This window comes from Nocardia sp. NRRL S-836 (genome assembly GCF_001279525.1).
Classification (GTDB): domain Bacteria; phylum Actinomycetota; class Actinomycetes; order Mycobacteriales; family Pseudonocardiaceae; genus Lentzea.
On the sequence record NZ_LGDY01000002.1, the window covers coordinates 82,090 to 107,811 of the forward strand.

Annotated in this window: 30 protein-coding genes; 10 read left to right on the forward strand and 20 right to left on the reverse strand. The window is 70.3% G+C overall.

The window, feature by feature from the left end; genetic code table 11:
• Positions 1-442 precede the first annotated feature (442 nt).
• The 7 genes from ADL03_RS02450 to ADL03_RS02480 form a co-directional block, all read right to left on the reverse strand.
• Positions 443-943, reverse strand: coding sequence for a molybdenum cofactor biosynthesis protein B (locus tag ADL03_RS02450; protein WP_053731704.1), 501 nt, complete (start codon positions 941-943; stop codon positions 443-445).
• Between the two features lie 4 nt (positions 944-947).
• A complete protein-coding gene (locus tag ADL03_RS02455; RefSeq protein WP_053731705.1) occupies positions 948-1,862 on the reverse strand; it encodes a sensor histidine kinase KdpD in 915 nt (304 codons plus the stop codon).
• A complete protein-coding gene (locus tag ADL03_RS02460) occupies positions 1,847-2,530 on the reverse strand; it encodes a response regulator transcription factor (RefSeq protein WP_197288017.1) in 684 nt (227 codons plus the stop codon). Before ADL03_RS02460 ends, ADL03_RS02455 begins: the two co-directional genes overlap by 16 nt.
• Before the next feature lie 196 nt (positions 2,531-2,726).
• Positions 2,727-4,058 (reverse strand): S1C family serine protease, encoded by a 1,332-nt coding sequence (locus tag ADL03_RS02465; protein ID WP_197288018.1) that lies wholly within the window; start codon positions 4,056-4,058, stop codon positions 2,727-2,729.
• Between the two features lie 387 nt (positions 4,059-4,445).
• Positions 4,446-5,531 (reverse strand): galactose-1-phosphate uridylyltransferase, encoded by a 1,086-nt coding sequence (galT, locus tag ADL03_RS02470; RefSeq protein WP_053731707.1) that lies wholly within the window; start codon positions 5,529-5,531, stop codon positions 4,446-4,448.
• Positions 5,528-6,412, reverse strand: a complete 885-nt coding sequence (locus ADL03_RS02475; RefSeq protein ID WP_369808919.1) for a DeoR/GlpR family DNA-binding transcription regulator — start codon at positions 6,410-6,412, stop codon at positions 5,528-5,530. Before ADL03_RS02475 ends, galT begins: the two co-directional genes overlap by 4 nt.
• Positions 6,327-8,324, reverse strand: a complete 1,998-nt coding sequence (locus ADL03_RS02480) for a beta-galactosidase (protein WP_053731709.1) — start codon at positions 8,322-8,324, stop codon at positions 6,327-6,329. The genes ADL03_RS02475 and ADL03_RS02480 overlap by 86 nt, the downstream gene beginning before the upstream one ends.
• A 270-nt stretch (positions 8,325-8,594) precedes the next feature.
• Between ADL03_RS02480 and ADL03_RS02485 the strand changes: the two genes are divergently transcribed.
• Genes ADL03_RS02485 through ADL03_RS02495 form a run of 3 tightly spaced genes read left to right on the forward strand, consistent with a single transcriptional unit; the run spans position 8,595 to position 11,724 of the window.
• Complete coding sequence (locus ADL03_RS02485) at positions 8,595-9,872, forward strand: ABC transporter substrate-binding protein (RefSeq protein ID WP_053731710.1); 1,278 nt, start codon at positions 8,595-8,597, stop codon at positions 9,870-9,872.
• Positions 9,869-10,825, forward strand: coding sequence for a carbohydrate ABC transporter permease (locus ADL03_RS02490; protein WP_053731711.1), 957 nt, complete (start codon positions 9,869-9,871; stop codon positions 10,823-10,825). Before ADL03_RS02485 ends, ADL03_RS02490 begins: the two co-directional genes overlap by 4 nt.
• A complete protein-coding gene (locus ADL03_RS02495) occupies positions 10,822-11,724 on the forward strand; it encodes a carbohydrate ABC transporter permease (RefSeq protein WP_082372818.1) in 903 nt (300 codons plus the stop codon). Before ADL03_RS02490 ends, ADL03_RS02495 begins: the two co-directional genes overlap by 4 nt.
• Positions 11,725-11,780: 56 nt before the next feature.
• On the opposite strand, the gene lepB is transcribed toward ADL03_RS02495, so the two are convergent.
• From lepB to ADL03_RS02535, 8 genes are all read right to left on the reverse strand, one after another.
• Positions 11,781-12,620, reverse strand: a complete 840-nt coding sequence (gene lepB / locus ADL03_RS02500) for a signal peptidase I (protein WP_231641374.1) — start codon at positions 12,618-12,620, stop codon at positions 11,781-11,783.
• A gap of 10 nt (positions 12,621-12,630) precedes the next feature.
• On the reverse strand, positions 12,631-14,016 hold the full coding sequence (locus ADL03_RS02505; RefSeq protein WP_053731713.1) for a cell wall metabolism sensor histidine kinase WalK: 1,386 nt from the start codon (positions 14,014-14,016) through the stop codon (positions 12,631-12,633).
• Positions 14,013-14,708 carry a response regulator transcription factor gene (locus tag ADL03_RS02510; protein ID WP_053731714.1) on the reverse strand — a complete coding sequence of 232 codons (696 nt, stop codon included), beginning with the start codon at positions 14,706-14,708 and terminating at the stop codon, positions 14,013-14,015. The genes ADL03_RS02505 and ADL03_RS02510 overlap by 4 nt, the downstream gene beginning before the upstream one ends.
• Before the next feature lie 80 nt (positions 14,709-14,788).
• Positions 14,789-15,400, reverse strand: coding sequence for a trimeric intracellular cation channel family protein (locus ADL03_RS02515; RefSeq protein WP_053731715.1), 612 nt, complete (start codon positions 15,398-15,400; stop codon positions 14,789-14,791).
• A gap of 19 nt (positions 15,401-15,419) precedes the next feature.
• A complete protein-coding gene (locus ADL03_RS02520) occupies positions 15,420-16,181 on the reverse strand; it encodes a nucleotidyltransferase domain-containing protein (protein ID WP_197288019.1) in 762 nt (253 codons plus the stop codon).
• A gap of 55 nt (positions 16,182-16,236) precedes the next feature.
• Positions 16,237-17,397 carry an enhanced intracellular survival protein Eis gene (gene eis, locus ADL03_RS02525; RefSeq protein WP_053731716.1) on the reverse strand — a complete coding sequence of 387 codons (1,161 nt, stop codon included), beginning with the start codon at positions 17,395-17,397 and terminating at the stop codon, positions 16,237-16,239.
• An 11-nt stretch (positions 17,398-17,408) separates the two neighbouring features.
• Entirely contained in the window at positions 17,409-18,224 is an 816-nt protein-coding gene (locus ADL03_RS02530) for a 3-hydroxyacyl-CoA dehydrogenase family protein (protein WP_082372819.1), read from the reverse strand.
• Entirely contained in the window at positions 18,221-18,541 is a 321-nt protein-coding gene (locus ADL03_RS02535) for an EthD family reductase (RefSeq protein WP_053731717.1), read from the reverse strand. Before ADL03_RS02535 ends, ADL03_RS02530 begins: the two co-directional genes overlap by 4 nt.
• A 74-nt stretch (positions 18,542-18,615) precedes the next feature.
• On the opposite strand from ADL03_RS02535, the gene ADL03_RS02540 reads away from it, so the two are divergent.
• A complete protein-coding gene (locus tag ADL03_RS02540; RefSeq protein WP_053731718.1) occupies positions 18,616-19,263 on the forward strand; it encodes a histidine phosphatase family protein in 648 nt (215 codons plus the stop codon).
• On the opposite strand, the gene rpmF is transcribed toward ADL03_RS02540, so the two are convergent.
• The 3 genes from rpmF to ADL03_RS02555 are packed head-to-tail and all read right to left on the reverse strand — an operon-like array spanning position 19,260 to position 20,553.
• Entirely contained in the window at positions 19,260-19,421 is a 162-nt protein-coding gene (rpmF, locus tag ADL03_RS02545) for a 50S ribosomal protein L32 (protein WP_053731719.1), read from the reverse strand. The genes ADL03_RS02540 and rpmF overlap by 4 nt on opposite strands.
• The gene (locus ADL03_RS02550) at positions 19,421-19,672 is read right to left on the reverse strand and encodes a type B 50S ribosomal protein L31 (RefSeq protein WP_053731720.1); all 252 of its coding nucleotides are present in this window, start codon (positions 19,670-19,672) and stop codon (positions 19,421-19,423) included. Before ADL03_RS02550 ends, rpmF begins: the two co-directional genes overlap by 1 nt.
• Complete coding sequence (locus ADL03_RS02555) at positions 19,669-20,553, reverse strand: GTP-binding protein (protein ID WP_053731721.1); 885 nt, start codon at positions 20,551-20,553, stop codon at positions 19,669-19,671. Before ADL03_RS02555 ends, ADL03_RS02550 begins: the two co-directional genes overlap by 4 nt.
• Positions 20,554-20,605: 52 nt before the next feature.
• Here ADL03_RS02555 and rpmB point away from each other — a divergent pair, with 52 nt between their 5' ends.
• From rpmB to rpsR, 4 genes are read left to right on the forward strand one after another with little or no spacing between them, the layout of a single operon-like run.
• Positions 20,606-20,836 (forward strand): 50S ribosomal protein L28, encoded by a 231-nt coding sequence (rpmB, locus tag ADL03_RS02560; protein ID WP_053731722.1) that lies wholly within the window; start codon positions 20,606-20,608, stop codon positions 20,834-20,836.
• Positions 20,836-21,003, forward strand: coding sequence for a 50S ribosomal protein L33 (gene rpmG / locus ADL03_RS02565; protein ID WP_053731723.1), 168 nt, complete (start codon positions 20,836-20,838; stop codon positions 21,001-21,003). Before rpmB ends, rpmG begins: the two co-directional genes overlap by 1 nt.
• A complete protein-coding gene (gene rpsN / locus ADL03_RS02570) occupies positions 21,003-21,296 on the forward strand; it encodes a 30S ribosomal protein S14 (protein WP_053731724.1) in 294 nt (97 codons plus the stop codon). Before rpmG ends, rpsN begins: the two co-directional genes overlap by 1 nt.
• A complete protein-coding gene (rpsR, locus tag ADL03_RS02575; RefSeq protein WP_053731725.1) occupies positions 21,290-21,523 on the forward strand; it encodes a 30S ribosomal protein S18 in 234 nt (77 codons plus the stop codon). Before rpsN ends, rpsR begins: the two co-directional genes overlap by 7 nt.
• On the opposite strand, the gene ADL03_RS46530 is transcribed toward rpsR, so the two are convergent.
• The gene (locus ADL03_RS46530) at positions 21,471-21,770 is read right to left on the reverse strand and encodes a hypothetical protein (protein WP_157527851.1); all 300 of its coding nucleotides are present in this window, start codon (positions 21,768-21,770) and stop codon (positions 21,471-21,473) included. The two genes, rpsR and ADL03_RS46530, sit on opposite strands and share 53 nt — an antisense overlap.
• A gap of 140 nt (positions 21,771-21,910) precedes the next feature.
• Here ADL03_RS46530 and bluB point away from each other — a divergent pair, with 140 nt between their 5' ends.
• Positions 21,911-22,543 (forward strand): 5,6-dimethylbenzimidazole synthase, encoded by a 633-nt coding sequence (gene bluB, locus ADL03_RS02580; RefSeq protein ID WP_053731726.1) that lies wholly within the window; start codon positions 21,911-21,913, stop codon positions 22,541-22,543.
• A gap of 44 nt (positions 22,544-22,587) precedes the next feature.
• On the forward strand, positions 22,588-24,087 hold the full coding sequence (locus ADL03_RS02585; protein ID WP_053731727.1) for a diguanylate cyclase: 1,500 nt from the start codon (positions 22,588-22,590) through the stop codon (positions 24,085-24,087).
• Between the two features lie 887 nt (positions 24,088-24,974).
• Here the strand turns inward: ADL03_RS02585 and ADL03_RS02590 are convergent.
• Positions 24,975-25,622 carry a response regulator transcription factor gene (locus ADL03_RS02590; protein ID WP_053731728.1) on the reverse strand — a complete coding sequence of 216 codons (648 nt, stop codon included), beginning with the start codon at positions 25,620-25,622 and terminating at the stop codon, positions 24,975-24,977.
• Positions 25,623-25,722 lie beyond the last annotated feature (100 nt).

The window sequence follows — 25,722 nt, forward strand, 5'->3', positions numbered from 1 at the left end:
TTTTTAAGGCCGACTCATCGCCCCGCAAGAGGCTCGAAGTCAAGCCCCAATCGCTATCGTCGCGAAGCGGCGATGAACCCCGAACGTCGTCCCTGCCTGCGCAACCAACCACCCAAGGTGATCGCTCACGTGCCCGAGCCACCCCGGTGCCAAGGTGACAGACAACGGACGCAACCCAACCCCGGTGCCAAGGCGACAGACCACGGACCCGCGCACCCAAGGCGACAGACACACGACCGCGCGAAAGCCCCTTCAGCCCCCGTGATGCGGCGGTCGGTTCTCCCGGTACCACCCTTCACGGTCCCCTTCACCGTCACCACGCTCATCCGCCGTGGTCTCCGGCAGCACATCCCCGAAAACCTCAGCCAGCCGACGCCGCCGCCGCCGCTTCACCGCGTCGTCGTCATCGGCCGCCCGAGTCTCTTCCTGCTCTCCCACTACTTCACTCTTCGTCAAGCCCGGAGAGCTGCTCGATCACGTAGGGCACCAGCGACGACAGGGTCGCCATGCCGTCGCGAACCGCGGACCGGGAGCCGGCCAGGTTCACGACGAGCGTGCTGCCCGACACGCCGGCGAGTCCACGCGAGATGCCCGCGTCGACGGCTCCGGCGGCCAGGCCGGAGGCCCGAAGGGCTTCCGCGATGCCGTGGATGGGGCGGTCCAGCACGCCCTGTGTGGCGTCGGGGGCCACGTCGCGCGGGGACACGCCGGTGCCGCCGACGGTGACGACGAGGTCGACGCCGCCGATGACTGCGGTGTTGAGGGCGGCTCGGATGTCGACCACCTCGCCCTCGACGGCGACGGTGCCGTCGACGATGAAGCCGGCTTCTTCCAGCAGTTCGGTGACGAGGGGACCGGAGTTGTCCTCCTGCTCGCCGTGCGCCACCCGGTCGTCCACGATCACGACCAAAGCGCGGCCAAGGCGCTGAGCGCTGCGTTCCATACGATCACCGTAGCGGGAGTCTGACTTCGAAGCGGCAGCCAGGACCGTGGTTCTGGACCTCGATCTGGCCGTGGTGGGCGTCGACGAGGCCGCGGGCGATCGCGAGGCCCAGGCCGGCGCCGACGGGATTGCGGTGTGCGGCGCCGCGGAAGCCCACGTCGAACACCTGGGGCAGCACGTCAGCGGGGATGCCGCCGCACGCGTCGTCGACGCGCACGACCGCGTCGGGTCCGTCCACATCGACCTGCACGGCCACCGTACCGCCCTGGGGGGTGTGGCGGATGGCGTTCGACACAAGGTTGCGCACGACACGCATCAGTTCTGGTTCGGTGCCGCGCACGACCGGCCATTCGCGAGCGTCGGCGCGCAGTTCGACGCCCTTCAGCGCGGCCACGGGTGCGGAGGCGGCCACTACGTCGCTCACCACGTCGGCCAGGCGCACGTCGTGCAACGTCAGCTTCAGGGCGCCCGCGGTGATGCGGGAGAGCTCGAACAGGTCGTCGACCATCTTCGACAGGTGGTCGGCCTCCTGGGCGATCTGCTTGGCGTAGACGGCCACCTCGCCCGGTTCGGAGACGAGGCCGTCCTCCAGCGCCTCGGTCATGGCCCTGATGCCCGCGAGCGGTGTGCGCAGGTCGTGGCTGATCCACGCCACCAGCTGCCGCCGCGCCGCCTCGGCCTCGCGTTCCCAGACGCTGCGGCGTGCGATCGCGCGGCCCAGGACGATCGAGAACGGCACGGTGACCACGGCGACCAGCAGGCACGCCACCAGGGTCGCCGTCAGCATCGGCGTGAACATGAACCCGCTGACCGCGAGCACGCCCGCGATGGTCGCCACCACCGGCACGATGACCATGACGGTCATCGCGGTGGTCAGCGACACCCGGCCCAGCCAGCCGGGGTTCACCTGGCCGGACACGGGTCGTACCGGTAGCCGACGCCCCACACGGTGCTGAGCCGCACCGGTTTGGCCGGGTCCTTCTCGATCTTCTCCCGCAACCGTCGCACGTGGACCGTCACGGTCGACTGGTCGCCGAACTGCCAGCCCCACACCCGTTCCAGCAGCTCGGCCCGGCCGAACGCGCGGCCCGCGTTGCCGATGAAGAACGCCAGCAGGTCGAACTCGCGGGTCGTCAGCTGCAACGGCATGCCGTCCAGCGTCGCCGTGTGCGCGGCCAGGTCGAGCACCAGGTTGCCGTCGCGCACGGTCCGGGGCTCGTAGGCCCGGTTCGCGCGCCGCAGCACCGAGCTGACCCGCAACGCGAGCTCGCGCGGGCTGAAGGGCTTCGTGACGTAGTCGTCGGCCCCGATCTGCAGGCCGGCGATGCGGTCCTCCTCCTCGCCGAGCGCGGTCAGCATCACCACCGGCGTCGACCCGCGCTCGCGGATCCGCCGGCACACCTCGAGGCCGTCGATGCCCGGCAGCATCAGGTCCAGGACCACGATGTCCGGTTCCCGCACGGCGAGCGCCCGCAACGCCTGTTCCCCGTCGCCGGCGAGCTCGACGTCGTACCCGGCGTGTTCGAGGTAGCGGCGCACCACGTCCCGCACCGTCGTGTCGTCGTCGACGACAAGCACCCGTTCCACCACGTCACCACGCTAAGCCACCGGCACGGCCCACGCCCGCATCCGTCAGCACTCCGTAATCAGGTCACGCGGGCCCCCGCGTGACACGAAAAAGAAGACCGTCTCTGCGCGCGGGGCAGGTGCGTGCAGAGACGGTCTCCGGGTCGTCACGCCTGGCTCGGACGGCGGCGGCGGTCCGGTCAGGCGTGCCCCCGACCTATCCCACCTCGACCCCGCCGAGGGTGGCTTCCACGGTCCTGCCGTCCGACAGCGTCACCGTCACCTTGTCGCCGGGCGCCTTGGAGCGGACGGCGGCCACGAGGGTGTCGGAGCTGTCGATGCGGCGGTCACCGAACTTGGTGATCACGTCGCCTTCCTTGAGGCCCGCCTTCTCCGCGGCGCCACCGGCGGTCACCTTGCTGACCTGCGCGCCACCGTCCTGGGCCTCGCGGACCTCGACGCCGAGCACGGTCTGCTTGGGCTTGCCGGTCTTCACGATCTCGTCGATCGTGCGGCGGGCCTGGTCCATCGGGATCGCGAAGCCGATGCCGACCGAACCGGCCTGACCGCGCGCGGAGTTCGGGCTGTAGATGGCGCTGTTGATGCCGACGACCTGGCCCTGCATGTTCACCAGCGGGCCGCCGGAGTTGCCGGGGTTGATCGCGGCGTCGGTCTGGATGGCGTTCAGCACGGTGGCCTGCGAGTTGGGCGAGTCGCCGTCAGCGGAGACCGGGCGGTTGAGCGAGCTGACGATGCCGGAGGTGACGGTGCCGGACAGCTCGAACGGCGAGCCGATCGCGACGACGCTCTGACCGATCTTCAGGTCACCGGAGTTGCCGAGCTGCACGACCGGGGCGTTCGAGACGCCGTCGGCCTGGATCACGGCGATGTCGGAGCTGGGGTCGCGGCCGAGGATCTTCGCGGTGGCGGTCTTGCCGTCCTGGAAGACGACCTTGATGCTGCCGCCGCTCGCCGCGCCCTCGATGACGTGGTTGTTCGTCACGATCTGGCCGTTGCTGGAGATCACGAACCCGGAGCCCTCGCCGGCACCGGACCGCGTGACGACCTGGATCTGCACGACGGACTGCAGCATCTTGGCCGCGACCTCCTCCACCGAGCCGGGCGCGGCGTTGGACGTCTGCGAGGCCGGGCGCGGGGAGTCGAGCGAGCTGACCGCGGACGAGTCGTTCGCGAACGTGTAGCCCAGGTAGCCGCCGAGGCCACCGGAGAGGCCGCCGACGAGCAGCACCAGCGCGGCCACCCCGGCGACGATCTTGCCGCGCCCCTTGGGACGCGGCGGCACCGACGACTGGTAGCCGGGCGGGAGGTAGAACGCACCGGTGCCGGGCTGACCGGGCTGGCCCGGCTGACCGTGCTGGCCGGGCGGGCTGAACGGACCGGGCTGACCGGGGGTGTCGAACTGCGCGGTGGTGCTCCCCAGGCCCAGCGGGTGTCCCGGGGGAAGTTGGCCGGACCCGGAGGGCGGGAACTGCTGCCGGCCGGGTCCGGACCCGCCGAGCTGCGCCTGGCCCGCGTCAGGTGAGGGCACCTGCGGCTGGGCCGGAGAAGAGGGGGCGGTCTCGCCGCCGAGAGGTGTGCCGGCCGAAGAGCTGCCAGCCGTAGAACCAGCGGCCGGAGAGCCACCGGCTGAAGAACCAGCGGCCGGAGAGCTGCCGGCCGACGGAACGCCGGCGTGAGGTGCGCCGGACGAGGTAGCCCCAGCCTGGCCGGATCCCCCCTGCAAAGGATCCGGCTGGCCGGGATCCGGCGACTGCGGGCCCTGCTCCCGCGCACCGGAGTCGGTGTGACCGGCGGTCGGCTGCGCGGAGTGCGGCTCGTCCGGCTGCTGCGCTGGCTGGTTGCTCTCGGTCATACCCATAGTGTCGGGTGCCGTCCTGAGAGAACCCTTAAACCAGCCTTTGAGCTCCGTGAGGGTTCACCGCAGCGCCCGCAGCCGCTCCGCGATCTGCTCCGGGGTGACGTCGTTGATCCACACCGCCTCGCCGGACTCGGAGCCCGCGAGGTACTTCAGCTTGTCCTTCGTCCGCAGCACCGAGAACACCTGCAGGTGCAGCCACATCTCGTCGCGGCCCGCGTTCACGGGCGCCTGGTGCCACGCCGCGATGTAGGGCAACGGCCGGTCGTACAACGCGTCCAGCCGGTGCAGCACCTTCAGGTACAGCTCGGCGAAGTCGTCACGCTCCACAGAGGACAGTGCGGCCAGGTCCGCCACCTGGCGCCGGGGCGCCAGCACCACCTCGACCGGCCAGCGCGCGGCCGCGGGCACGAACGCGACCCAGTGCGCCGACTCCTCCACGATCCGCGCACCCGCGCGCAGCTCCGCCTCCAGCACGTCGCCGAACAACGGACGCCCGTGCGCCGCGTGGTACTCCAGCGCGGCTTCGAGCATCCGCTCGGTCCGCGGTGTCACGAACGGGTAGGCGTAGATCTGCCCGTGCGGGTGCGAGAGCGTCACGCCGATCTCTTCGCCGCGGTTCTCGAACGGGAAGACCTGCTCGACCCCTGGCAACGTTGACAGGAAGGCGACCCGGTCCGCCCACGCGTCCACGACGGTGCGCACGCGCGAGGCCGAGAGCTCGCCGAACGACTTGTTGTGGTCCGAGGTGAAGCACACGACCTCGCACCGGCCACGCCCCGGCGCGCGCACGAACAGCGGCTCACCATCCACAGTGGACGGCACGTCCGGCACGTTCTGCGCGAGCGACGGGAACCGGTTCTCGAACACCACGACGTCGTAGTCGGCCTCGGGGATCTCCGTGGGCCGGCCCGGTGTCGACGGGCACAGCGGGCACAGGTCCGCCGGCGGCTTGTAGGTCCGCGTCTGCCGGTGCGCCGCCATGGCGACCCACTCGCGGGTCAGCGGGTCCAGCCGCACCTCCGACATCGGCTGCGTCTCGGGGAGGTCCCGCGTGTCCACCGCGACCCGCGGCGGCGCCTCGGCGCTGTCGTCGAAGTAGATGATCTCCCGGCCGTCCGCCAGCTTTCCCGCGGTACGCCTCACGCCAACTCCTCGCCACTTCCCGGTACATGGGCCAGCACCAACTCGCCCACCTGCTCGGCGAGCACCGCACGCGCGTCGTCCGGCAGACCCTCGTCGGTCACCAGCACGTCCGCCTCGTCGAGATCGGCAATCGTGGAGATGCCCACGGTGCCCCACTTGGTGTGGTCGGCGACGACCACCACCCGGCCCGCGGCGTCGACCAGCGCGCGGTCCGTCTCGCTCTCGTTCAGGTTCGGGGTGGTGAAGCCGGAGCGCTCGGCCATGCCGTGCACGCCCAGGAACACCACGTCCAGGTGCAGCGAGCGCAACGCCTGCACCGCCACCGGTCCCACCAGCGCGTCGGACGGCGTGCGCACGCCGCCGGTGAGCACGACCGTGCGGTCGGTGCGGCCGCTCTGCTGCAGCACGTCCGCCACGCGGATCGAGTTCGTGACGACCGTCAGGTCCGGGATGTCGTCGAGGAACCTGGCTAACGTCCACGTCGTCGTACCCGCGGACAGGCCGATGGCCGTCCCCGGCCGCACGAGGCCCGCGGCCTGGGCCGCGATCGCCTCCTTCTCCGGCAGCTGGCGGACCGACTTGGCCTCGAAACCGGGTTCGTCGGTCGACCGGCCGACCACGGTGGTGGCGCCGCCGTAGACCTTCTCCACCAAGCCGCGGGAGGCGAGCACGTCGAGGTCGCGGCGCACGGTCATGTCGGAGACGCCGAGCCGGACGACGAGGTCGCTCACGCGCACCGCTCCCGTCCGCCTGACCTCTTCCAGGATCACCGCTTGCCGTTGACGTGCCAGCACCTCACACCTCTTCCCTGAGGACGACGACGTCCCCGGCTCGCACGGTGAGGCGCCCGGAGACCTTCGTGCCGGACAACACGTCGACACCGGACGCCTCGATCTGCGCGTCGGTGTCGGTGTGGTTGACGGCGAAGAGCCACGATACGTCCCCGTGCCGCCGCACGAGCTCGATCCCGCGGTGTTCGACTCCCTTGGGCGACACCGCAACGCCCGCACCGGAAAGCGCGCTTCCCACCGTTCGGCCGAGACCTTCCTCGTCGAGGTCACACGCGATGTACCACGCCACGCCGTTGCCAAACGCGTTCCGGGTCACGGCGGCCACCCCGGGCAACGGTCCGTCGGCGTAGGAGGCGACGACCTCGGCGCCGCGCAGGTGCAGGTGCTCGGTCCACAGCGAGCAGGTCGAGCCGTCGGTCAGCGTGACGGTTTCGCCCTGCCGCAGCGGGAAGAACTCCTCGGAGCAGGCGCCGAGCACGTCGCGGAACGCGCCGGGGTAGCCGCCCAGCCGCACCCGCGTGTGCTCGTCGGCAACCCCGGACAAGTACGTGACAACGACATGACCGCCGCCGGCCACGTAGTCCGCGACCACCGCGGCGTGCGCGTCGGACACGGTGTAGAACGCCGGCACCACGACCAGCGAGTACGCCGAGAGGTTGGTGCCCGGCGCGACGAAGTCGACCGTGACACCGGCGTGCCAGAGCGCCTTGTAGTAGCCCAGGACGTGCTGCCAGTGGTCGAAGTCGGCGGTCGGGTGCGCGTCCTGCCGCAGCGCCCAGCCGGAGCGGTAGTCGAACAGGATCGCGACCGGAGCGTCCACAGTGGAGCCGACGACCTCGGCGAGCCGTCCGTACTCGGCGCCGACCTGGCAGACCTCGCGGTACACCTTGGTGTCCGTGCCGGCGTGCGGGACCATGGCCGAGTGGTAGCGCTCGCTGCCGCCGCGCGACTGCCGCCACTGGAAGAACAGCGTGCCGTCCGCGCCGCGGGCGATGTGCTGGAACGAGTGCCGCCGCATCTCCCCCGGCAGCTTGGCGATGTTGCGGTGCTGCCAGTTGACCGCGGACGTCGAGTGCTCCATCAGCAGCCACGGCTTGCCGCCGGCCAGCCCGCGGGTGAGGTCGGCGGACATGGCGAGCTCGATGTGCCGGTCGGGCGACTGCGACTCGGTGTAGTGGTCGTTGGAGACGAAGTCGACCTCGCGCGCCCACTTCCAGTAGTCGAGGGCGTTGAACGTCCAGTTGACCATGAAGTTCGTGGTGACCGGCACGTCCGGCGTGATCATCCGCAGCACGTCGCGCTCGGCCTTGTAGAGCTCCAGCAGCGCGTCGTCGCTGAACCGGTCGAAGTCGAGCACGTGCGCCGGGTTGGCGAACGTCGGCGTCACCCGCGGCGGCAGGACCTGCGCGAAGTCGGTGTAGCCCTGGCTCCAGAACGCCGTGGACCACGCGTCGTTGAGCTGGTCGAGCGTGTAGCGGGCGGCGAGCCACTCGCGGAACGACTCCGCGCACGTGTCGCAGTAGCAGCGGTTGACGTGGCAGCCGTACTCGTTGCCGACGTGCCACGCGGCCAGCGCCGGGTGGTCGCGGTAGTGCGTCGCCATCTCGGCCGCGAGGGCGGTCGCCCGGTCGCGGTAGATCGGCGACGACGGGCAGTAGGCCTGCCGTGAGCCGTGCGAGAGCCGCACACCGTCCGCCCGGACGGGCAACATCTCGGGGTACTCGGTGGTCAGCCACGGCGGCGGCGCGGCGGTGGCGGTCGCGAGGTCGACGCGGATGCCGCCCTCGTGCAGCAGGTCGAGCACCCGGTCGAGCCAGCCGAACCGGTACTCGCCCTTGCTGACCTCGATCTTCGCCCAGGAGAAGATCCCCACGCTGACCAGGTTCACCCCGGCCCGGCGCATGAGCTCGACGTCCTCGGCCCACACGTGTTCGGGCCACTGCTCGGGGTTGTAGTCGGCACCCCAGCCGAGGCCGGGCAGGTCCGTGGGCCAAGTCGTCACGGCGGCAAGCGTGGCCGACAACAACCCCCAACGTCAACACAAGCAAACAACACTTCGCGTTTGGGTCTGTTCGGCGGTTGACCCGAACGGGTACAGGGAACGACCCGGATACGGGCTGTGCACCGGTTTAACAGCTGCGTAACAGGGCTTGACAGGATGTGTGCCTGGGACCACATTGTGCGCAACTTTGTTTGAGTCCTGTTCGGTTCGCACGAGCGAGTGTCACCTGTAGGAGCGATGATGGTTCGGTACGGGTCGGGTTCCACTCCCATGCCTCACTTCGGCAGGCGCACCATGCTGCGCGTCATGCTGGCCGGTGCCGGTGTCGCCGCGACCGGTGGTCTCGCGGCCTGTGGCGGCGGCTCGGGCTCCGGCACGGACTCCAAGGTGGTGACCTTCGGCAACAACCTGAGCGACCAGGTGCCGAAGGACGCGATCACCGCGGCGCTGAAGGCGTTCGAGGCGAACTCGGGCGGCCTGTCGGTCACGATCAACACCAAGCAGCACGAGCAGTACCAGGAGCAGATCAACAACTACCTGCAGGGCAAGCCGGACGACGTGCTCGCCTGGTTCGCCGGCTACCGCATGCGGTTCTTCGCCGACCAGGGTCTCACCGGTGACCTCACCGACCTGTGGGGCAAGATCGGCGGCAACTACTCCGACGCCCTCAAGCAGGCGTCGACCGGCTCGGACAAGAAGCAGTACTTCGTGCCGTTCACGCAGTACGCCTGGGGCATGTTCTACCGCAAGAGCCTGTGGCAGGAACGCGGCTACGAGGTGCCGAAGACGCTCGACGAGCTCGTCGCGCTCTCGACGAAGATGAAGGCCGACGGTCTGATCCCGATCGCCTTCGCGCAGAAGCAGGGCTGGCCCGGCATGGGCACGTTCGACCAGCTGAACTTCCGCATCAACGGCTACCAGTTCCACGTCGACCTGCTGGCCGGCAAGGAGAACTGGCAGGACAAGAAGGTCAAGGACGTCTTCGACACCTGGAAGCGGCTGCTGCCGTTCCACCAGGAGAACGCCCTGGGCCGCGAGTGGCAGGAAGCCGCGCAGACGTTGCAGCAGAAGAAGTCCGGCATGTACCTGCTGGGCGCGTTCGTGGGCCAGCAGTTCCCGGACGCCGACAAGGCGGACCTCGACTTCTTCCCGTTCCCGGAGATCAACCCCGAGCACGGCACCGACACGGTCGAGGCGCCGATCGACGGCTACCTGATGGCCAAGAAGCCGGCCAACCCCGACGGCGCGCTCAAGCTGCTCGAATACCTGTCCTCCGCCGAGCCGCAGCTCGCCTACCTGAAGGCCGACCCGACCGCGGTCGCGACCAACCAGAAGGCGGACCAGTCCGGCTACAGCCCGCTGCAGAAGAAGGTGGCGGACACCATCAAGAACGCCAAGCACATCACGCAGTTCCTCGACCGCGACACCGACCCCGGCTTCGCGAGCGAGGCCGCCACCAACGGGCTCATCTCGTTCATCAAGAACCCCGACGACATCGACTCCGTGCTCAAGGGCATGGCCGACCAGGCGAAGAACATCTTCAAATGACCGCGGTGCAGGAGAAGCCGCGGGCGGTGGTCCCCCAGGGGCCGCCGCCTCGCCGGCGTGGAGGACGTGCCACCGCCCTCGCGGGCACGGACAAGCTCGTGCTGGGGCTCATGCTCGGCATCCCCACCGCCGTGCACCTGCTGTTCGTGTGGATCCCGACGCTGGGCTCGGTCGTGCTGTCGTTCAGCAAGTGGAACGGCATCGGCGGCTTCGAGGACATCGAGTGGATCGGTGTCGAGAACTACGTCGAGATCTTCACCGAGTACCCGCGGTTCTGGCCCGCGGTGCAGCACAACCTGATCTGGCTGGCGTTCCTGCTCGTCGTACCGACCTGCGCCGGTCTGCTGCTGGCCGTGCTGCTCGACCGCGAGCTCAGGTTCAGCCGCGTCTACCAGAGCGCGCTGTACATGCCGATGGTGCTGTCGCTCGCGCTGGTCGGCTTCATCTGGCAGCTGATCTACACGCCCGACGGCGGCCTGCTGAACTCGGTGCTGGGCCTGAGCGCCGACCCGGTCGACTGGATCGGCGACTCGGACATCAACCTGTACGCGGTGCTCGTGGCGGCGGCGTGGCGGCACACCGGCTACATCATGCTGCTGTACCTGGCGGGCCTGAAGGCCGTCGACCCGGCGCTGAAGGAGGCCGCGGCGCTGGACGGCGCCTCGTCGGCGCAGACGTTCTTCCGCGTCACGTTCCCGGTGATGAAGCCGGTGAACATCGTGGTGGCCGTGGTGACGGTGATCGAGGCGCTGCGCGCGTTCGACATCGTCTACGTCATCAACAAAGGCCGCAACGGCCTGGAGCTGCTGTCGGTGCTGGTCACCGACAACATCATCGGTGAGGCGTCGCGCATCGGCCGTGGTTCCGCGGTCGCGGTGGTCCTGCTGACGATCTCCCTCGGCGTCATCATCCCGTACCTGTACCAGGTGTTCAGCAAGGAGAACCGGACGTGACGGCCACGCTGGACCGGCCCTCGGTGCCGGCTGCGCAGAAGCGGACGGTGACGCCGGCACGGGTGGCGTTGCACGTCTTCCTGGTCCTGACCTGCCTCGTGACGCTGGCGCCGCTGCTGTGGGCGGTCTACGCCTCGCTGCGCACGTACGACGACACGTCGGTCAACGGCTACTTCTCCATCGCGAAGTCCCTCACGCTGGACAACTTCGCGAAGGCGTGGGAGGTCGGCGACCTGCCGCACTTCTACTGGAACACGTTCCTGATCACCGTTCCGGCGCTGGTCGTCACGCTGCTGCTCAGCTCGATGGTGGCCTTCGGCGTGTCCCGGTTCAGCTTCCGGTTCAACCTGGTGCTGCTCATGGTGTTCACCGCGGGCAACCTGCTGCCGCAGCAGGTGATCGTGACGCCGCTGTGGCGCCTGTACCGGCTGATCGAGGTGCCGGAGTGGATCAGCGGGAGCGGCTCCCTGATCGACTCGCCGGTCGGTGTCGTGCTGATCCACATCGCCTTCCAGTCCGGCTTCTGCACGTTCGTGCTGTCGAACTACATGAAGACGATCCCGTACGAGCTGACCGAGGCCGCCCGCGTGGACGGCGCGTCGGTGTTCCGGCAGTACTGGCAGCTGACCCTGCCGCTGTGCCGGCCCGTGCTGGCCGCGCTGGCGACGCTGGAGTTCACCTGGATCTACAACGACTTCCTGTGGGCGTTGGTGCTGATCCAGGACGGCGACAAGATGCCGGTGACGTCGGCGCTGCAGAACCTCAAGGGCACGTTCTTCACCGACAACAACCTGGTGGCGGCGGGCTCGCTGCTCGTGGCGCTGCCCACGCTGGTGGTGTTCTTCGTGCTGCAACGGCAGTTCGTCGGCGGCCTGACGCTGGGGGCGACGAAGGGCTGACCGGGCAACGCGCAACGCCCCCGGGCCGTCGGCTCGGGGGCGTTGTCGTGTGCGGGCTACCTACCGCCGGTCTGCGGGTTGTGGTCGGAGATCGAACCCCACCGGCCGACCGGGATCACGATCACCCGCGCCTTGCCCACGACGTTGTCGATCGGGATCGCGCCGTCGGCGGGCGTCGGGTCGCCGTGCTTGCGCGAGTCGGACGAGTTGTTGCGGTTGTCGCCCATCACCCACAGCTTGCCCGCGGGGACGGTGACCTTCTCGAACGAGTCCTGCTGGCGCGGGCCGGGACCGAAGTTGATGTACGGCTCGTCCAGCGGCTTGCCGTCGACGAGCACGCGGCCCTTGTCGTCGCAGCACTCGACGGTCTGGCCGCCGACGGCGATGACGCGCTTGATGAAGTCGGTGCCGCTGGGCTCGGACAGGTTCACCATCGAACCGATGTCCTGCAGCGTGCCCTGGACGAAGCCGGGCGGCTGCTTGCCGCCGGTCCAGTTCGGCGGGCCGCGGAAGACGATCACGTCGCCGGGCTGCGGGTCGCGGAACAGGTAGGTGATCTTCTCGACCAGCACCTTGTCGTTCACGCAGCCCGTGCAGCCGTGCAGGGTCGTCTCCATCGATGCCGACGGGATGACGAACACGCGCGCGATGAACGTCTGGATGACGACGGTCAGCAGCAGCGCCACGCCGAAGATGACCAGCAGCTCTTTCCAGAACGGCTGCTTCTTCTTCGCCTTCTTCTTCGAGAACCTCGGCTCCGGCTCCTCGTCCTGAGGGGGCGGGGCCGCGGGCGACGGCGAGGACGTGGAGAAGCGCGAAGCGGGCTCGGGCCCGTCTCCGGAGGGAGGCGTCGTCTCCCAGGTCGACGAAGAATCGTCGTTCACGCGATGACTCACACGCCCCACCTTACGGACGTCCGGGTAGGCGCAACGTGAACAGGGCACCGCCCTCGGGCGCTCTGCCCGCGGTCGCCGTGCCGCCGTGCCGTTGCGCCACCTGCTTGACGATGGCGAGCCCGAGACCCGAGCCCGGCAGGGTCCGCGCCTCGGACGAACGGTAGAACCGCTCGAAAACGTGAGGTAGATCGGCGTCCGCGATGCCGGGACCCGCGTCGGCCACCTCCACGACGGCGCTGCCGTCGCCCACCTGGCGGAGCTCCAGCCGCACCGCCGAACCCGCCGGACTGAACTTCACCGCGTTGTCGAGGAGGTTCAGCACCGCCCGTTCCAGCGCACTCGAATCACCCAGAAGTGTCCACGATTGCAGCCGCACGTCGAAGGTGACGTCACCCGAGGCACGGCGGCGGGCGCGGTCCAGCGACCGTTCCACGACCTCCACGAGGTCGACGGGTTCGTGGACGACCTGGGGTGCGTCCTCACGGGCCAGTTCGACCAGGTCGCCGATGAGCGTGGTGAGCTCGTCGAGCTGAGCGCGCACATCGGACTGGATCTCCCGCTTGTCCTCTTCGGACAACGTGGGTGAATCCGGACGTTCGGACGCCAGCAGGAGTTCGAGGTTGGTGCGCATGGACGTCAGCGGGGTGCGCAGCTCGTGGCCGGCGTCCGCGACCAGGCGGCGCTGCCGTTCCTGCGACTCGGCGACCGCGCCGAGCATCGCGTTGAAGCTGTGCGTCAGCCGGGCGAGCTCGTCGTCGCCGGCCACCGGGATCGGCGTCAGGTCACCGGTGTTCGCGACGCGTTCGGTGGCCTCGGTGAGCCGTTGCACCGGCCGCAGGCCCGTGCGCGCGACGGCCGTGCCCGCGATGGCCGCGAGCAGCACGCCGGCGCCGCCGATCAGCAGCAGCACGATGCTGAGCTTGGCGAGCGTGGCGCGTTGCGGTTCCAGCGACTGCGCGATCACGATCGCCGTGCCGTTCTGGTACTCGACCGCGATGGCCCGCGTGTCCGTCTTGTAGTCGGTCCACAGGTAGTCGCTGCGCAGGCCCTGCGCGACCTCGCGCGCCTGCGGTGCGTTCGGCGGCTCCTGCGAGTTCTGCGGGTAGCGCAACGTGCCGGTCGCGCCGGAGAGCAGGCCCATCCGCACGTCACCGGCCGCGAGGAACGCCGCCGGGTAGGAGGCCACCTGGTCGGAGCTGAACGCGACACCGTTCACGACGGCCGACGCGCGCTCGCGCAGGTTCTCGTCCAGCGCGTCGTAGACGTTCTTGCGCACGATCATGTACGCGCCGAACGACACCAGTGCGACCGCGCCGGCGACGCAGAACGCGGCCAGCCACGTGACGCGAGCCCGCAGCGACGCCCGTTGCAGCCGTCCCTGGGGTTCGGCGATCACGGAGGGGTCTCCCGCAGGACGTAGCCCACCCCGCGCACCGTGTGGATCAACCTGGGTTCGCCCTCCGCCTCCGTCTTGCGGCGCAGGTAGCCCACGTAGACCTCCAGAGCGTTGCCCGAGGTCGGGAAGTCGTATCCCCACACGTCCTCCAGGATGCGGCTGCGGGTGAGCACCTGGCGCGGGTGCGCCAGCAGGAGCTCGAGCAGCGCGAACTCGGTGCGGGTCAGGCTGATCGGCCGGTCGCCGCGGCGGACGTCCCTCGTGGAGGGGTCGAGCTCCAGGTCGGCGAACTTGAGCACGGCGGCCGAGCTGTTGGCGGCCTCGGTGTCGTGGGTGGCCCTGCGCAGCAACGCGCGCAGCCGGGCGAGCAGCTCCTCCAGCGCGAACGGCTTGGGCAGGTAGTCGTCGGCGCCGGCGTCCAGCCCGGACACCCGGTCGCTCACGGCGTCACGCGCCGTGAGCACGAGGATCGGCAGGTCGTCACCGGTGCTGCGCAGCCTGCGGCACACCTCGAGCCCGTCGAGGCGCGGCATCATCACGTCGAGCACCATCGCGTCCGGCCTGGCCGCGGTCACGGACTCGAGCGCCTGCATGCCGTCGCCCGCGGTCTCGACCTGGTAGCCGTTGAACTGCAGCGAGCGCCGGAGTGACTCCCGGACCGCCCGATCGTCATCGACAACGAGGATGCGCATGCGGGTCAGTCTTGCTGAGGGAACTGAGAGGCGCCTGAGAAGGTCCCCAACAGCGGGTGTGAGTTCGATGTTAGTTGCCGTCAGCCGTCGAGACCCCTGGCGACGGGGGCGTTCCACTTCCGCCACAGGGCCACCAGGCGGATCACGATGATGATCGACGCGCCGGTCAGCGCGACCAGGCCCTTCGGCAGTCGCGCCCACTCGCCGACCGCCACCACCACCGCTCCGGCCAGCGCCGCGACGGCGTAGATCTCGCGCCTGAGCACCAACGGGATCTCTCGTAGTAGTAGGTCGCGCACGGCGCCTCCGCCGATGCCCGTGGTCATGCCGATGAGGCACGCGGCGTACGGAGGTGCACCGAGGGTGAGCGCGGTCGTGGTGCCGGAGGTGACGAACAGGCCGAGGCCGACGGCGTCGAGCAGCAGCACGGACCGCCGCAGTTTCGCGACCTGCGGGTGGAACCAGAAGACGATCACCCCGGTGCCACCGGCGACCACCAGGTACGGCCACGTCCGCAGGCCCGACGGCGGGTGCACGCCGAGCAGGACGTCGCGGATGATGCCGCCACCCAGCGCCGTGGTGAGCGCGAGGATCACCACGCCGAACACGTCCAGCTTGGCCCGCACCGCGGCCAGCGCGCCGGAGGCGGCGAAGACGGCGATACCGATCAGCTCAAGGGCGATGAGCAGCACGAACGGGAAGGGTAACCGGTCAGCGGGGTGGTGCCTCCCGGCGGTAGCCGGCCTCCAGCCGCCCGCCCGCGGAGGCCAGCACGCGTTCCACGCACTGGGCGAACCACCGGGGGTCCTCGCCGCGCACCAGCGACCGGTAGGCGTCGACGAGCTCGCCCTCGCCGGCCTCGCGCAGCCGCCGCAGCAGCCACTTGCCGTGGCCGAGCCACCGGTTGCGCACGACGAGCGCCAGCTCGCCCGCGCCGGTCAGCAGCCCGGCGGCGGCGAAGAGCAGCTCGTCGGGGTCGCGTGCGGAGACCAGGTCCTCGAACATGTCGGTGACGGCGTAGCGGCGGTCTTCGAGCTCGGTGACGGTCGCCGGCGGCGGACCGGCGTCGAGCAGGACGCGCGCCTCGGCCCTCAGCCGGGCGCCCGTGCCGTCCGCGTCGAGCATCATGCGGCCCTCCGCGCACATGTTGAGCAGCGGCGGGCGGCGTTCCTTGGTGTCGCGGGCGACGAAGTCGAGGAACGACTCGACGGTGTGGCAGAACAGCTCGACCGGCCAGCCGCGGTGCACGAACGTCTCCCGGTACGCGCCCGGCAGGCCGTCGATGATCACGATGATGTCCAGGTCCGAGTTCGCGGTGTAGTCCCCGGACGCCGCGCTGCCGCCGAGGAACGCCGCCCGTGCGAGCGGGAAGTGCTCGTCCAGCAGGTCCTGTGCGGCGGCGACCGGCTCCAGGTCGCGGCAGAGCGGGTGCCCGTTCGGGTACCACCGTGCGTTCCTGATCTCCCCCGGCATGCCGTTCATTGTCACTCGGACGGGTGCCGGTGCGGACCCGGACGCGCGCATCCGGTCAGAAGAAGTCCGCCAGCCGCGGCACCCCCGAGGAGGCGGCCAGCAGGTCCAGCGGCGCCGCGTCGGCCGGGTCGCCGTCGAGCAGTCCCGCGCGGCGCAACGCGTGCGTGTTCTGGAGGCCGGAGAACCACGGCCCCAGCGCGCGGGCGTGCAGCCGCACGGCGCCCGACCCGCCCGGTTCGACCCGCACCACGCCGTCGGTCGCCACGATCCGGCACAGGCCCGCGTGCCAGGGTGCCCGCGGGTCCACGACCTCCAGGTCGACGGCGAGGTCGGGCACCGGCGGCCAGCCCCGTGCGGCGACGGCGGCGGGCAGGTCGACCACCCGCAGCATCCACGTGGAGGTCGACACCGAGTAGCGCAGCGGGGTCGCGCCGAGCAGGTCGATCGTGGCGGGGTCGACGACCCGCAGGTCCACGGCGTCGAGCGTGCCGGCCCACGACCGCAGCGACGCGAGGAGGTTCAGCTGGGCCTGGAGGTCGGCGCCGACGAGGTCGAACACCTTGAGCCGCCCCAGGTCGCCGCCGCCGGGCTCGCGTTTCGCGGTCAGGTAGCCGCGCAGCCCGTCGGGCCCCGGCAGCACGCTCACCAGGTCCATCTCCAGCACCTTGGCCGGGTCGATCCGCGGCGGGCGGCGGTCGGCCATGCCGTCGATCGTCCGCGCGACCTCGGTGTAGCAGTCGTGCAGCGCCGCGAGGTCGCCCTCCTCGGCGGGGCGGGACGGGATCAGCTCGTCGGGGGCGGGTACCGAGAGCAGCCGGTCCATCGGCAGCTCGACCTGCTCGAAGCGCCCGGCGCGTTCCCAGCCGAAGCCCCGGTAGAGCGTCGGCACGGTCGGGTAGAGCGCGGAGACCGGCTGGCCGTGCTCGCGCATGGCGCCGATCGCCGCGTCCAGCAACGCCGCCGCGACTCCCCGGCCGCGGAAGGCGCCGTCCACGGCGACGCCGCCGATCCCGCCCATGGGGACCGCGGCGCCGCCGTAGAACTGGGCGAACGCGCCGATGCCGAGCACGCCGGCGACCCGGCCGTCGAGCTCGGCGACCAGGCCGTGCGTGCCGGGCCGCACCAGCTGCTCGGGCCGTTCGGTGGAGTTGAACGCGAGCCTGCGGAGCCGGAACACCGCGTCCAGGTCGTCTTCGACGTACTCACGGATGTGCACGGATCGGCTGTCTACCAGGTGAAGAAGCCCTGGCCGGTCTTGCGGCCCAGCTCGCCGCGGGCCACCTTCTCGCGCAGCAGCGCCGGTGGCTCGAAGCGTGGCCCGAGCTGTTCGGCGAGGTGCTCGGCGATGGCGAGCCGCACGTCGAGCCCGACCAGGTCGGTGAGCTCCAGCGGGCCCATCGGCCAGCGGTAGCCGAGCTTCATGCCGGTGTCGATGTCGGCGGCGGTCGCGACGCCCTCCTCCAGCATCCGGATCGCCTCCACGCCGACGGCGACGCCGAGGCGGGACGTCGCGAAGCCGGGTGAGTCCCTGACCTCGATGACGGTCTTGCCCATCTCCTCGGCCCAGCCGCGGACCTTGGCGACGTTGGCCGGGTCGACGCCGTCGTGGTGGACGACCTCGACCAGCTGCTGCACCGGCACGGGGTTGAAGAAGTGCATGCCCAGCACCCGTTCGCCGGGCAGCCCGGCGGCGATCTCGGAGATCGACAGCGACGAGGTGTTGGACGCGAGCACGGCGTCCGGGCACCTCTGCGCGGCGTCGCCGAGCACCTTCTGCTTGAGCGGCACGTTCTCCGGCACGGCCTCGACGACCAGCTCGGCGTCCGCGGGCAGCGCGCCGGTGGCGAGGTTCGCGAACACCGCGTCGGCGTCGGCGAGCTTGCCCTTGGCCTGCGCCTTGTCGAGCGACTGCCGGACGGCACGCCTGCCCTGCTCGGCGCGTTCGGCGTCGGCCTCGGCCAGCGTGACCTCGTGGCCGTGGGCGAGCAGCAGGTGCACGATGCCGGCGCCCATCGTGCCGCCGCCGATGACCACGGCTTTCACGGCTGGACCACTTCGGCGCTGAACATCGCCACGAGCTCCATGCCGCCGATCTCGGCGAGGTTGGCGCCGGAGGACGCCCACTCCGGCGTCTGCACGGCGGCCCGCATCGACTCGGGGGACTCGAAGTACATCTCGGCGATCAGGTGGGGCTCGGTGTCACCGAGGAACCCGGCGAGGAACACCTGCTGCACCTTGGCGACCTCGGCGCGCACCAGGCCGGGCACCGAGGCGACGATCGGCAGGTGCGTTTCGAAGTACTTCTCGTCGAAGCCCTCGGGGTTGGCTGGCTTCTTGTACAGCGCGATGTACTTGATCATGTGACGGCATCCTCCTCGACTCGCCGAGCACTGTAACGCCGACGGCACCGGCGGGCGCAGGGCACGATGGTGAGGTGCGGATCATCCTGCTGCGCCACGGCCAGAGCCTCGGCAACGTCGACGAGCTCGCCTACTGCCGCATCCCCGACCACGCCCTGCCGCTGACCGAGCTCGGCGAACGCCAGGCCCGCGCGGCCGGTCCGACGATCAGGGAGCTGGCGGGTGATCGCCCGGTCGCGGCCTACGTGTCGCCGTACCAGCGCACCCGCCGGACGTTCGAGCTGCTCGGGATCGACGCGGAGCGGGTCGTCACCGAGCCGCGGGTGCGCGAGCAGGACTGGGGCAACCTGCAGGACCCGGTGCAGCAGGAGGTGCTCAAGCACCAGCGGCACGCGTTCGGGCACTTCTTCTTCCGGCTGCCCAACGGCGAGTCCGGCGCGGACGTGGACGACCGGGTGGCGGCGTTCCTGGACGGCCTGGAGGTGCGGCTGCACCAGGACGACCAGCACCCGAAGACGGTGCTGGTCGTGTCGCACGGCCTGACGATCAGGCTGCTGTGCCGCCGGTTGTTCGGGTGGAGCATCGAGCTGTTCGAGTCGCTGTCCAATGTGGACACCTGCGAGAACCGGGTGCTCGACCACGACGGGACGGGGTGGAGACTGGACCGCCCCTTCGTCCAGTGGCGCGACTCACCGGACGGGACGACCCAGCTGACCCCCTAAAGCAGCCCGCGCTTGTACGCGGCGACGAGGCGGCGAGGGACGAGGAGCTCCTTGCCGTCCAGCGTCCGCACGCGCACGAGGTCGGGCGCGGTGGCCTTCCACCGCGAACGGCGGTGGCGGGTGTTGGAGCGTGAGGTCTTGCGCTTGGGGACGGCCATCAGCGCTCTCGCTTTCCGTAGCGGCGGTTGAACTTCTCGACCCGGCCCGCGGTGTCGACGAGCCGCTGGGTGCCGGTCCAGAACGGGTGCGAGTCGGCGGTGATGTCGACGGTGAGCAACGGGTAGGTGTTGCCGTCCTCCCAGTCGATCGTGCGGTTCGAGGTGGCCGTCGAGCGGGTCAGGAACGTCGTGCCGGTGGACGCGTCCTGGAAGACGACCGGGTGGTAGTCGGGGTGGATGCCGGGCTTCATGTGTTCAGCTTCCTGATCGAGTCCACGAAGGACAGTTCGTCGTCGGTGAGCAGCGCGTCGGTGAACGCGGCGGTGATGCCGTCCGGTTCGCCGACGGTGATCGCCACGATCTGGGTGGTCCTGCCGTCGCGCGGCCCGCCGGCGCCGACGTGCAGCCCGCCGCCCGCGGACTCCAGGTGCAGTGCGGTGTCGGGTTCGTCGGCGACCCACAGCCGCCCGCGCGAGCGCACGACCGTGCCGTCGAGCAACGCGTCGAGCGCGTCGCCCAGCCGCCTGGGGTGGAACGGGCGGTCGGCCGTGAACACCGCTGTGGAGACACCGCATTCGGGGACGAGCGGGATCATCCGCGGGCGTGCGCCGCGCTGGACGACCAGCGCGTCGGGCGTGCAGCGGTGGGCGCCGGGGGCGAGCCGGTCGAGCACGGCGAGCGTGCGTTCGTCGGCATCTCCTTGCAGGACCAGGACATCGGCCGCTTCGGCCTGGGCGACCACGACCTGCGCGACCGTGCGCCGGTCGCTGACCATCGAGGCGTCGCCGAGCGCGTCGTCCAGCCAGGTCGCCGCGTCCAGCACGGTGAGCACGCACTCCACGTCGACGCCGAGGTCGCGGCGCACGACGTCCGGTTCCAGCAACGGGTCCAGGTGCAGCACGACCGCGTGACCGGCGAGGTCGCCGAGCAGCGCCCTGAGGTCCTCTCGCACGGTGCAGGACACACAGCCGTGCAGCAGCTCGACCTCGGTCGCGACGCCGTCGACCCAGCGCCGCACCGACGTGGGCGTCGCGACGTGCCGCACCAGCACCGATCCCGGCCGGTCACGCCACACCCGCACGGCCACGTCGTGGTCGGCCAGCCCCGCCACCATGACGACAACGGTTTCCATGTGCGCTACCGTAGATGAAAACGAATGTCGTTTCAATCTCTGGAGGTCGCCCATGCGCTGCCAGCTGACGGGCCGTGAGCCCGGCTTCGGCAACCGCGTCTCGCACTCGCACCGCAAGACGCGGCGGCGCTGGAACCCGAACGTCCAGCGCAAGCGGTACTGGGTGCCGTCGCTGAACCGGTTCGTGACGCTGACGCTGTCCACGAAGGCCATCAAGACCGTGGACAAGCAGGGCATCGAGTCCGTGGTGGCTCGGCTGCGCGCTCAGGGGGTGCGCGTCTGATGGCGAGGGGCAACGACGTCCGGCCGGTCATCAAGATGCGGTCGACCGCGGGCACCGGCTTCACCTACGTGACCCGCAAGAACCGCCGCAACGACCCGGACCGCCTGGTGCTGCGCAAGTACGACCCGGTGGCGCGCAGGCACGTCGAGTTCAAGGAGGAGCGCTGATGGCCAAGAAGTCGAAGATCGCCGCCGACCGGCGCCGCCGCGAGGTCGTGGCCCGCTACGCGACCCGGCGCGCGGAGCTCAAGGAGCTGCTGCGGCACCCGGAGACGCGCGCGGAAGCGTTGCGGGGCCTGCAGAAGCTGCCGCGCGACGCGTCGCCGACCCGGCTGCGCAACCGTGACGTCGTGGACGGACGGCCGCGCGCCTACTTCCGCGCGTTCGGGCTGTCGCGGTTGCGGCTGCGGGAGATGGCCCACCGCGGCGAGCTCCCCGGCGTGTCGAAGGCCAGCTGGTGAAGCCGCTGCGGCCTGTGAAGCGCAGGCAGAACCTGCTCGCGAAGGAGGGCGTGGCGGTCGTCGACTGGAAGGACGTCACGCTGCTGCGCAAGTTCATCTCGGACCGGGGCAAGATCCGGTCGCGCCGGGTGACCGGCCTGACGCCGCAGCAGCAGCGCCAGGTGGCCACCGCGATCAAGAACGCACGGGAGATGGCTTTGCTGCCGTACCCGTCATCAGGGCGATAACGCGGATTGCCGCGCTGGCCAGGAAGGCCAGCGCGGCGAGCTGCACCAGCAACGCGAGCACCCAGGTCGTGTGTTCGTCGACCGTGAGATCGCCACGAACACCGACCAGGAAGGTCGCGTAGAGGCCCCAGCACTGCAGCGCGGCCAGGCCGGCACCGATGACCGTCGTGCGCAGCGAGACCACCACCACGACCGCTGCCAGCAGGATGAGCGTCAAGACCGGCCAGGCGCCGGTGAACGTGGTCACACCGACTCCGCCGCCGAATCCGAGCGCCGAGCCGTAACCACCCGCCATTCTTCTCATCACTGGTCCATATCGCGAAGTTGAGATCCGCGCCACCTCTCCGGTGTGAAGTTGGTGCTTTCGTGTGAGGCACCATCACGCGAATGAACCTGTACGACGTTGTGCACCGCCGCCGCGACACCCGCGCGGAGTTCACCGGCGCGGAGATCCCACCCGACGTGCTGCGCCGCGTCCTGACCGCCGCCCACGCCGCACCCAGCGTCGGCCTCTCCCAGCCGTGGGACTTCGTGCTGGTCCGCGACGAGTCGACCCGCCGCGCGTTCCGCGACCACGTCCAGGCCGAACGCAGCGTGTTCGAGTCCACCCTCGACTCCGGCCGCGCCGAGGTGTTCTCGCGGATCAAGGTCGAGGGCGTCATGGAGTCCACGCTCGGCATCGTCGTCACCTACGACCCCGACCGCGGCTCGCCCGCCGTGCTGGGCCGGCACGCGATCGCCGACGCCGGTTTGTACTCGGTGTGTCTGGCGATCCAGAACCTGTGGCTCGCCGCGACCGAGGAGGGCCTCGGTGTGGGCTGGGTGAGCTTCTACCGGGAAGATGTGCTGCGCCGTCTGCTGGACATCCCCACGAGGGTGCGTCCGGTGGCGTGGCTGTGCGTGGGTCCGGTCCGATCCCTGCCCGAGACGCCCGATCTGGAACGTCACGGTTGGCGCAACCGACTACCCCTTGATGACGTCCTGCACCACGATCGGTACGGGGCGCGACCGTCCCGGTAGCCTGTGCAGGCCGCTCGGCGAGTCGGAACGGAGTCGATGAACGAGTGGAGCAGCGTGATCCGCTGGTAGCGGGCGAGATACCGCGGCTGGACCGGGAGGTCCGCGCGTTGCTCGACGCTGGCCGCAAGCCGGAGGCGAACAGCCTGTTCGACGAGGTGGTCACCAAGGTGTCCCCGGGCGCCGACCGCTGGGTGCGCTCCGCCGTCCTGGTGAACCGCGCCGTCATGGCGTGGCGCCTCGGCCGCATCCCCCTCGCGCTGGAACTGGCCGCGGAGGGCTGGACCGACCTCGACACCGACCGCGCCGACAGCCCCGCGGTCGCCGAGACGATGGCCGGCCTGGGCTACCTCATGGAGGGCATCGGCAACCGGCGCGCGTCGCTGGACATGCTGCGCCTCTCGGTGCAGGTGGCCCGCCGCGCCGGCAACACCGACACCCTGGCCCGCTGCCTGCAGCGCCTGGGCGGCTCGCTGAACTTCCGCGCCTGCTCAGGCCCGCCCGCCGCCGCACCGGCGATCTTCGAGGAGGCCCTCGCCTACCTGGAGGAGGGCCTGGGCCTGGTGAAGGACGAGAAGATGCGCCGCGCCCTGATGGGCGCCTGCGGCCGTTCCCTCGCCGGCGTCGGCCAACTCGACAAGGCCGAGGAGTTCGGCGAGGAAACCCTCCGCCTGGCCCTCGACTCCACCGACCTGTGGGGCATCTCCGTCGGCAACTGGGTCCTCGCCGTCGTCCGCCGCGAGAAGGACGACCTGGCCGAGGCCCGCACCCTGGCGGCCCGCGCCGTCGCCAACGCCGAACGCATCAACGACACCTCCCTGCTGCTGCGCTTCTCCACCGAGCTCGCCGACATCTGCCACGCCCTCGGCGACGCGGTGGGCGAAGCCGAAGCCCTGCGCCGCTCGATGGTGGCCGCCCGCACCGCGACCGAAACCCTCCAGGAGGGCCTCGGCCAGGCCCTCGAACAACGCCGCGTGGCCGTTCAGGCCCAACGCCTCGCCGTGGCCGCCCAGGAAGCCGCGGCCCGCGACCCGTTGACCGGCCTGGCAAACCGCCTGGGCCTCGAACGCGCCGCCCAGGCCCTGCTGGAGTCAACGGCAGCCCGCGGCCGCGTCCCCTGGCTCGTCCTGGTCGACGTGGACTGGTTCAAGGGCGTGAACGACGACGCCGGCCACGCCGCCGGCGACGCCGCCCTCCGCGAGATCGCCACCCTCCTGCGCCGCGAATGCCGCTCCGACGACCTCGTCGCCCGCTGGGCTGGCGACGAGTTCGTGGTCCTGCTCGGCGACACCGGCCCGAACCTGGACGTGGGCCCCAACGTCGCCGAACGCATCCGCGCAGCCGTCGACGGCCACGACTGGACGATGGTCCTCGGCACAGTCCGCCGCCCCACCGTCAGCATCGGCGTGGCAGCCGGCCCGGCCAAGCTGGACCAGCTCTTCGCGGCCGCGGACATGGCGCTCTACCGGGCCAAGCGACACGGCCGGAACCGGGTGGAGGTCGAACCGTCGGTGGACGAGGTGCCCGAGATCGTGTCCGGCAACTGACCTCGGTGGCCTGGTCCGCAGTCGCCGGTCCGCAGTCGCCGGTCCGGCGTCGCCAGTCCGGCGTCGCCGGTTCGCAGTCGCCGGTCCGCGATCGCGGTCGCCGGTGCGCGGGTCGCGGCGGCGGTGGTCACCGCCGTGTACCCGACGCGATGGCCGGTTCGCGACTGCGGTGGCGGGATTCGCCACTGCCTGTCCGACGCGGCGGCCGGTTCGTACCCGCGCGCGGGCGATTCACACCGATCCCGTCGCAACTCGTGCGCCACGGTCGGCAGGCCATGCGGTCCGGTCACACCTCGCGCGCCACGGTCGGCAGGCCGCGCGGTCAGTTCACACCTCGCGCACCACACCCGGTCCGCTGCCCAACGGTCCGCCGCCCAGTCCGCCGCACCCCGGTCAGACCGGCGTGCCCCTGCTCTCCCACAGCTGCTCACAGCCGACGGCTGATCAGCTCGTGAGTCCCACCCGTAGTTCGTGAGTCACATCCGTCGATCGCAGCCCGTGAATTCGTGGATCGCGGCCCGCGGACTCGCGCGCCAACACTCGCAGCCCGCAACCTCCGGCCCGCTCCCCCCGCGACTTCCTCATGCGGAACGAACAACCCGCGATTTCAGTTCCCCGGCTGTCCACAGGCTACCGAACTCCGCATCCCCGCAGGTCAGCGACTCGACAGCCTGTGGACAACTCCAGATCTTGAAACCAGGAAAGTCCCCTGGGGAAGCCCCGAACCCAAAGCCGGAATCCCACAGCCAGGCATCCGGACCTACCCCAAGCAACCAACCCACCTCAAGCGGCACCCACCTCAGGTGAGCACCCGCCTCAGGTGAGCAACCGACTCAGGTGAGCAACCGACCTCAGACGATCAACCCACCTCAGGCAAACACCGACCCTCAGGCGATCAACCCTCCGCGATAAGCGACCAGCGCCGCCTGCACCCGGTTGACCGCACCGATCTTCCCGAGCACCGACGACACGTACCCCTTCACCGTCGCCTCCGACAGGTGCAGCGTGCCGCCGATCTCGGCGTTCGACATGCCCTGACCGATCAGCACGAGCACCTCGCGCTCGCGTTCCGACAGCGAGGCCAGCAGCCTGCGCGCCGGTTCGGCCATTCGTTCGCCGTCGGCGACGGCGGCCAGGACGCGTGCCGCGACACCGGGGTCGAGGACCGCGCCCCCGCGCGCGAGGTCGCGCACGGCTTTGACGAGCTGTTCCGGTTCCGTGTCCTTCAGCAAGAAGCCCGAGGCTCCGAGCCTGAGCGCTTCCGAGACGTACTCGTCGACGTCGAACGTGGTCAGGATGCACACCCGAGGCGGTTCGGGCAGGGTTCGCAGCCTCCGCAGGGCCACGAGTCCGTCCGAGGTGCGCATCCGGATGTCGAGCAGGACCACGTGAGGACGGTGCTGGCGTGCCAGGTCGGCTACCAGGTGTCCGTCATCGCATTCGGCGACGACTTCGATGTCCCCAACGCTGCTCAGGATCATGCGAAGGCCGGAACGGACGAGGTCCTCGTCGTCGGCCAGCAGAACCTTGATCACGACGCCTCCCGCATTGGCGTTCCGTGCTCCCTCATGAGCGTGATCTTCGCGTACACAGGCCGAAGGTCACGTTAATTCTCAGTTATCTCATCATGTGGTA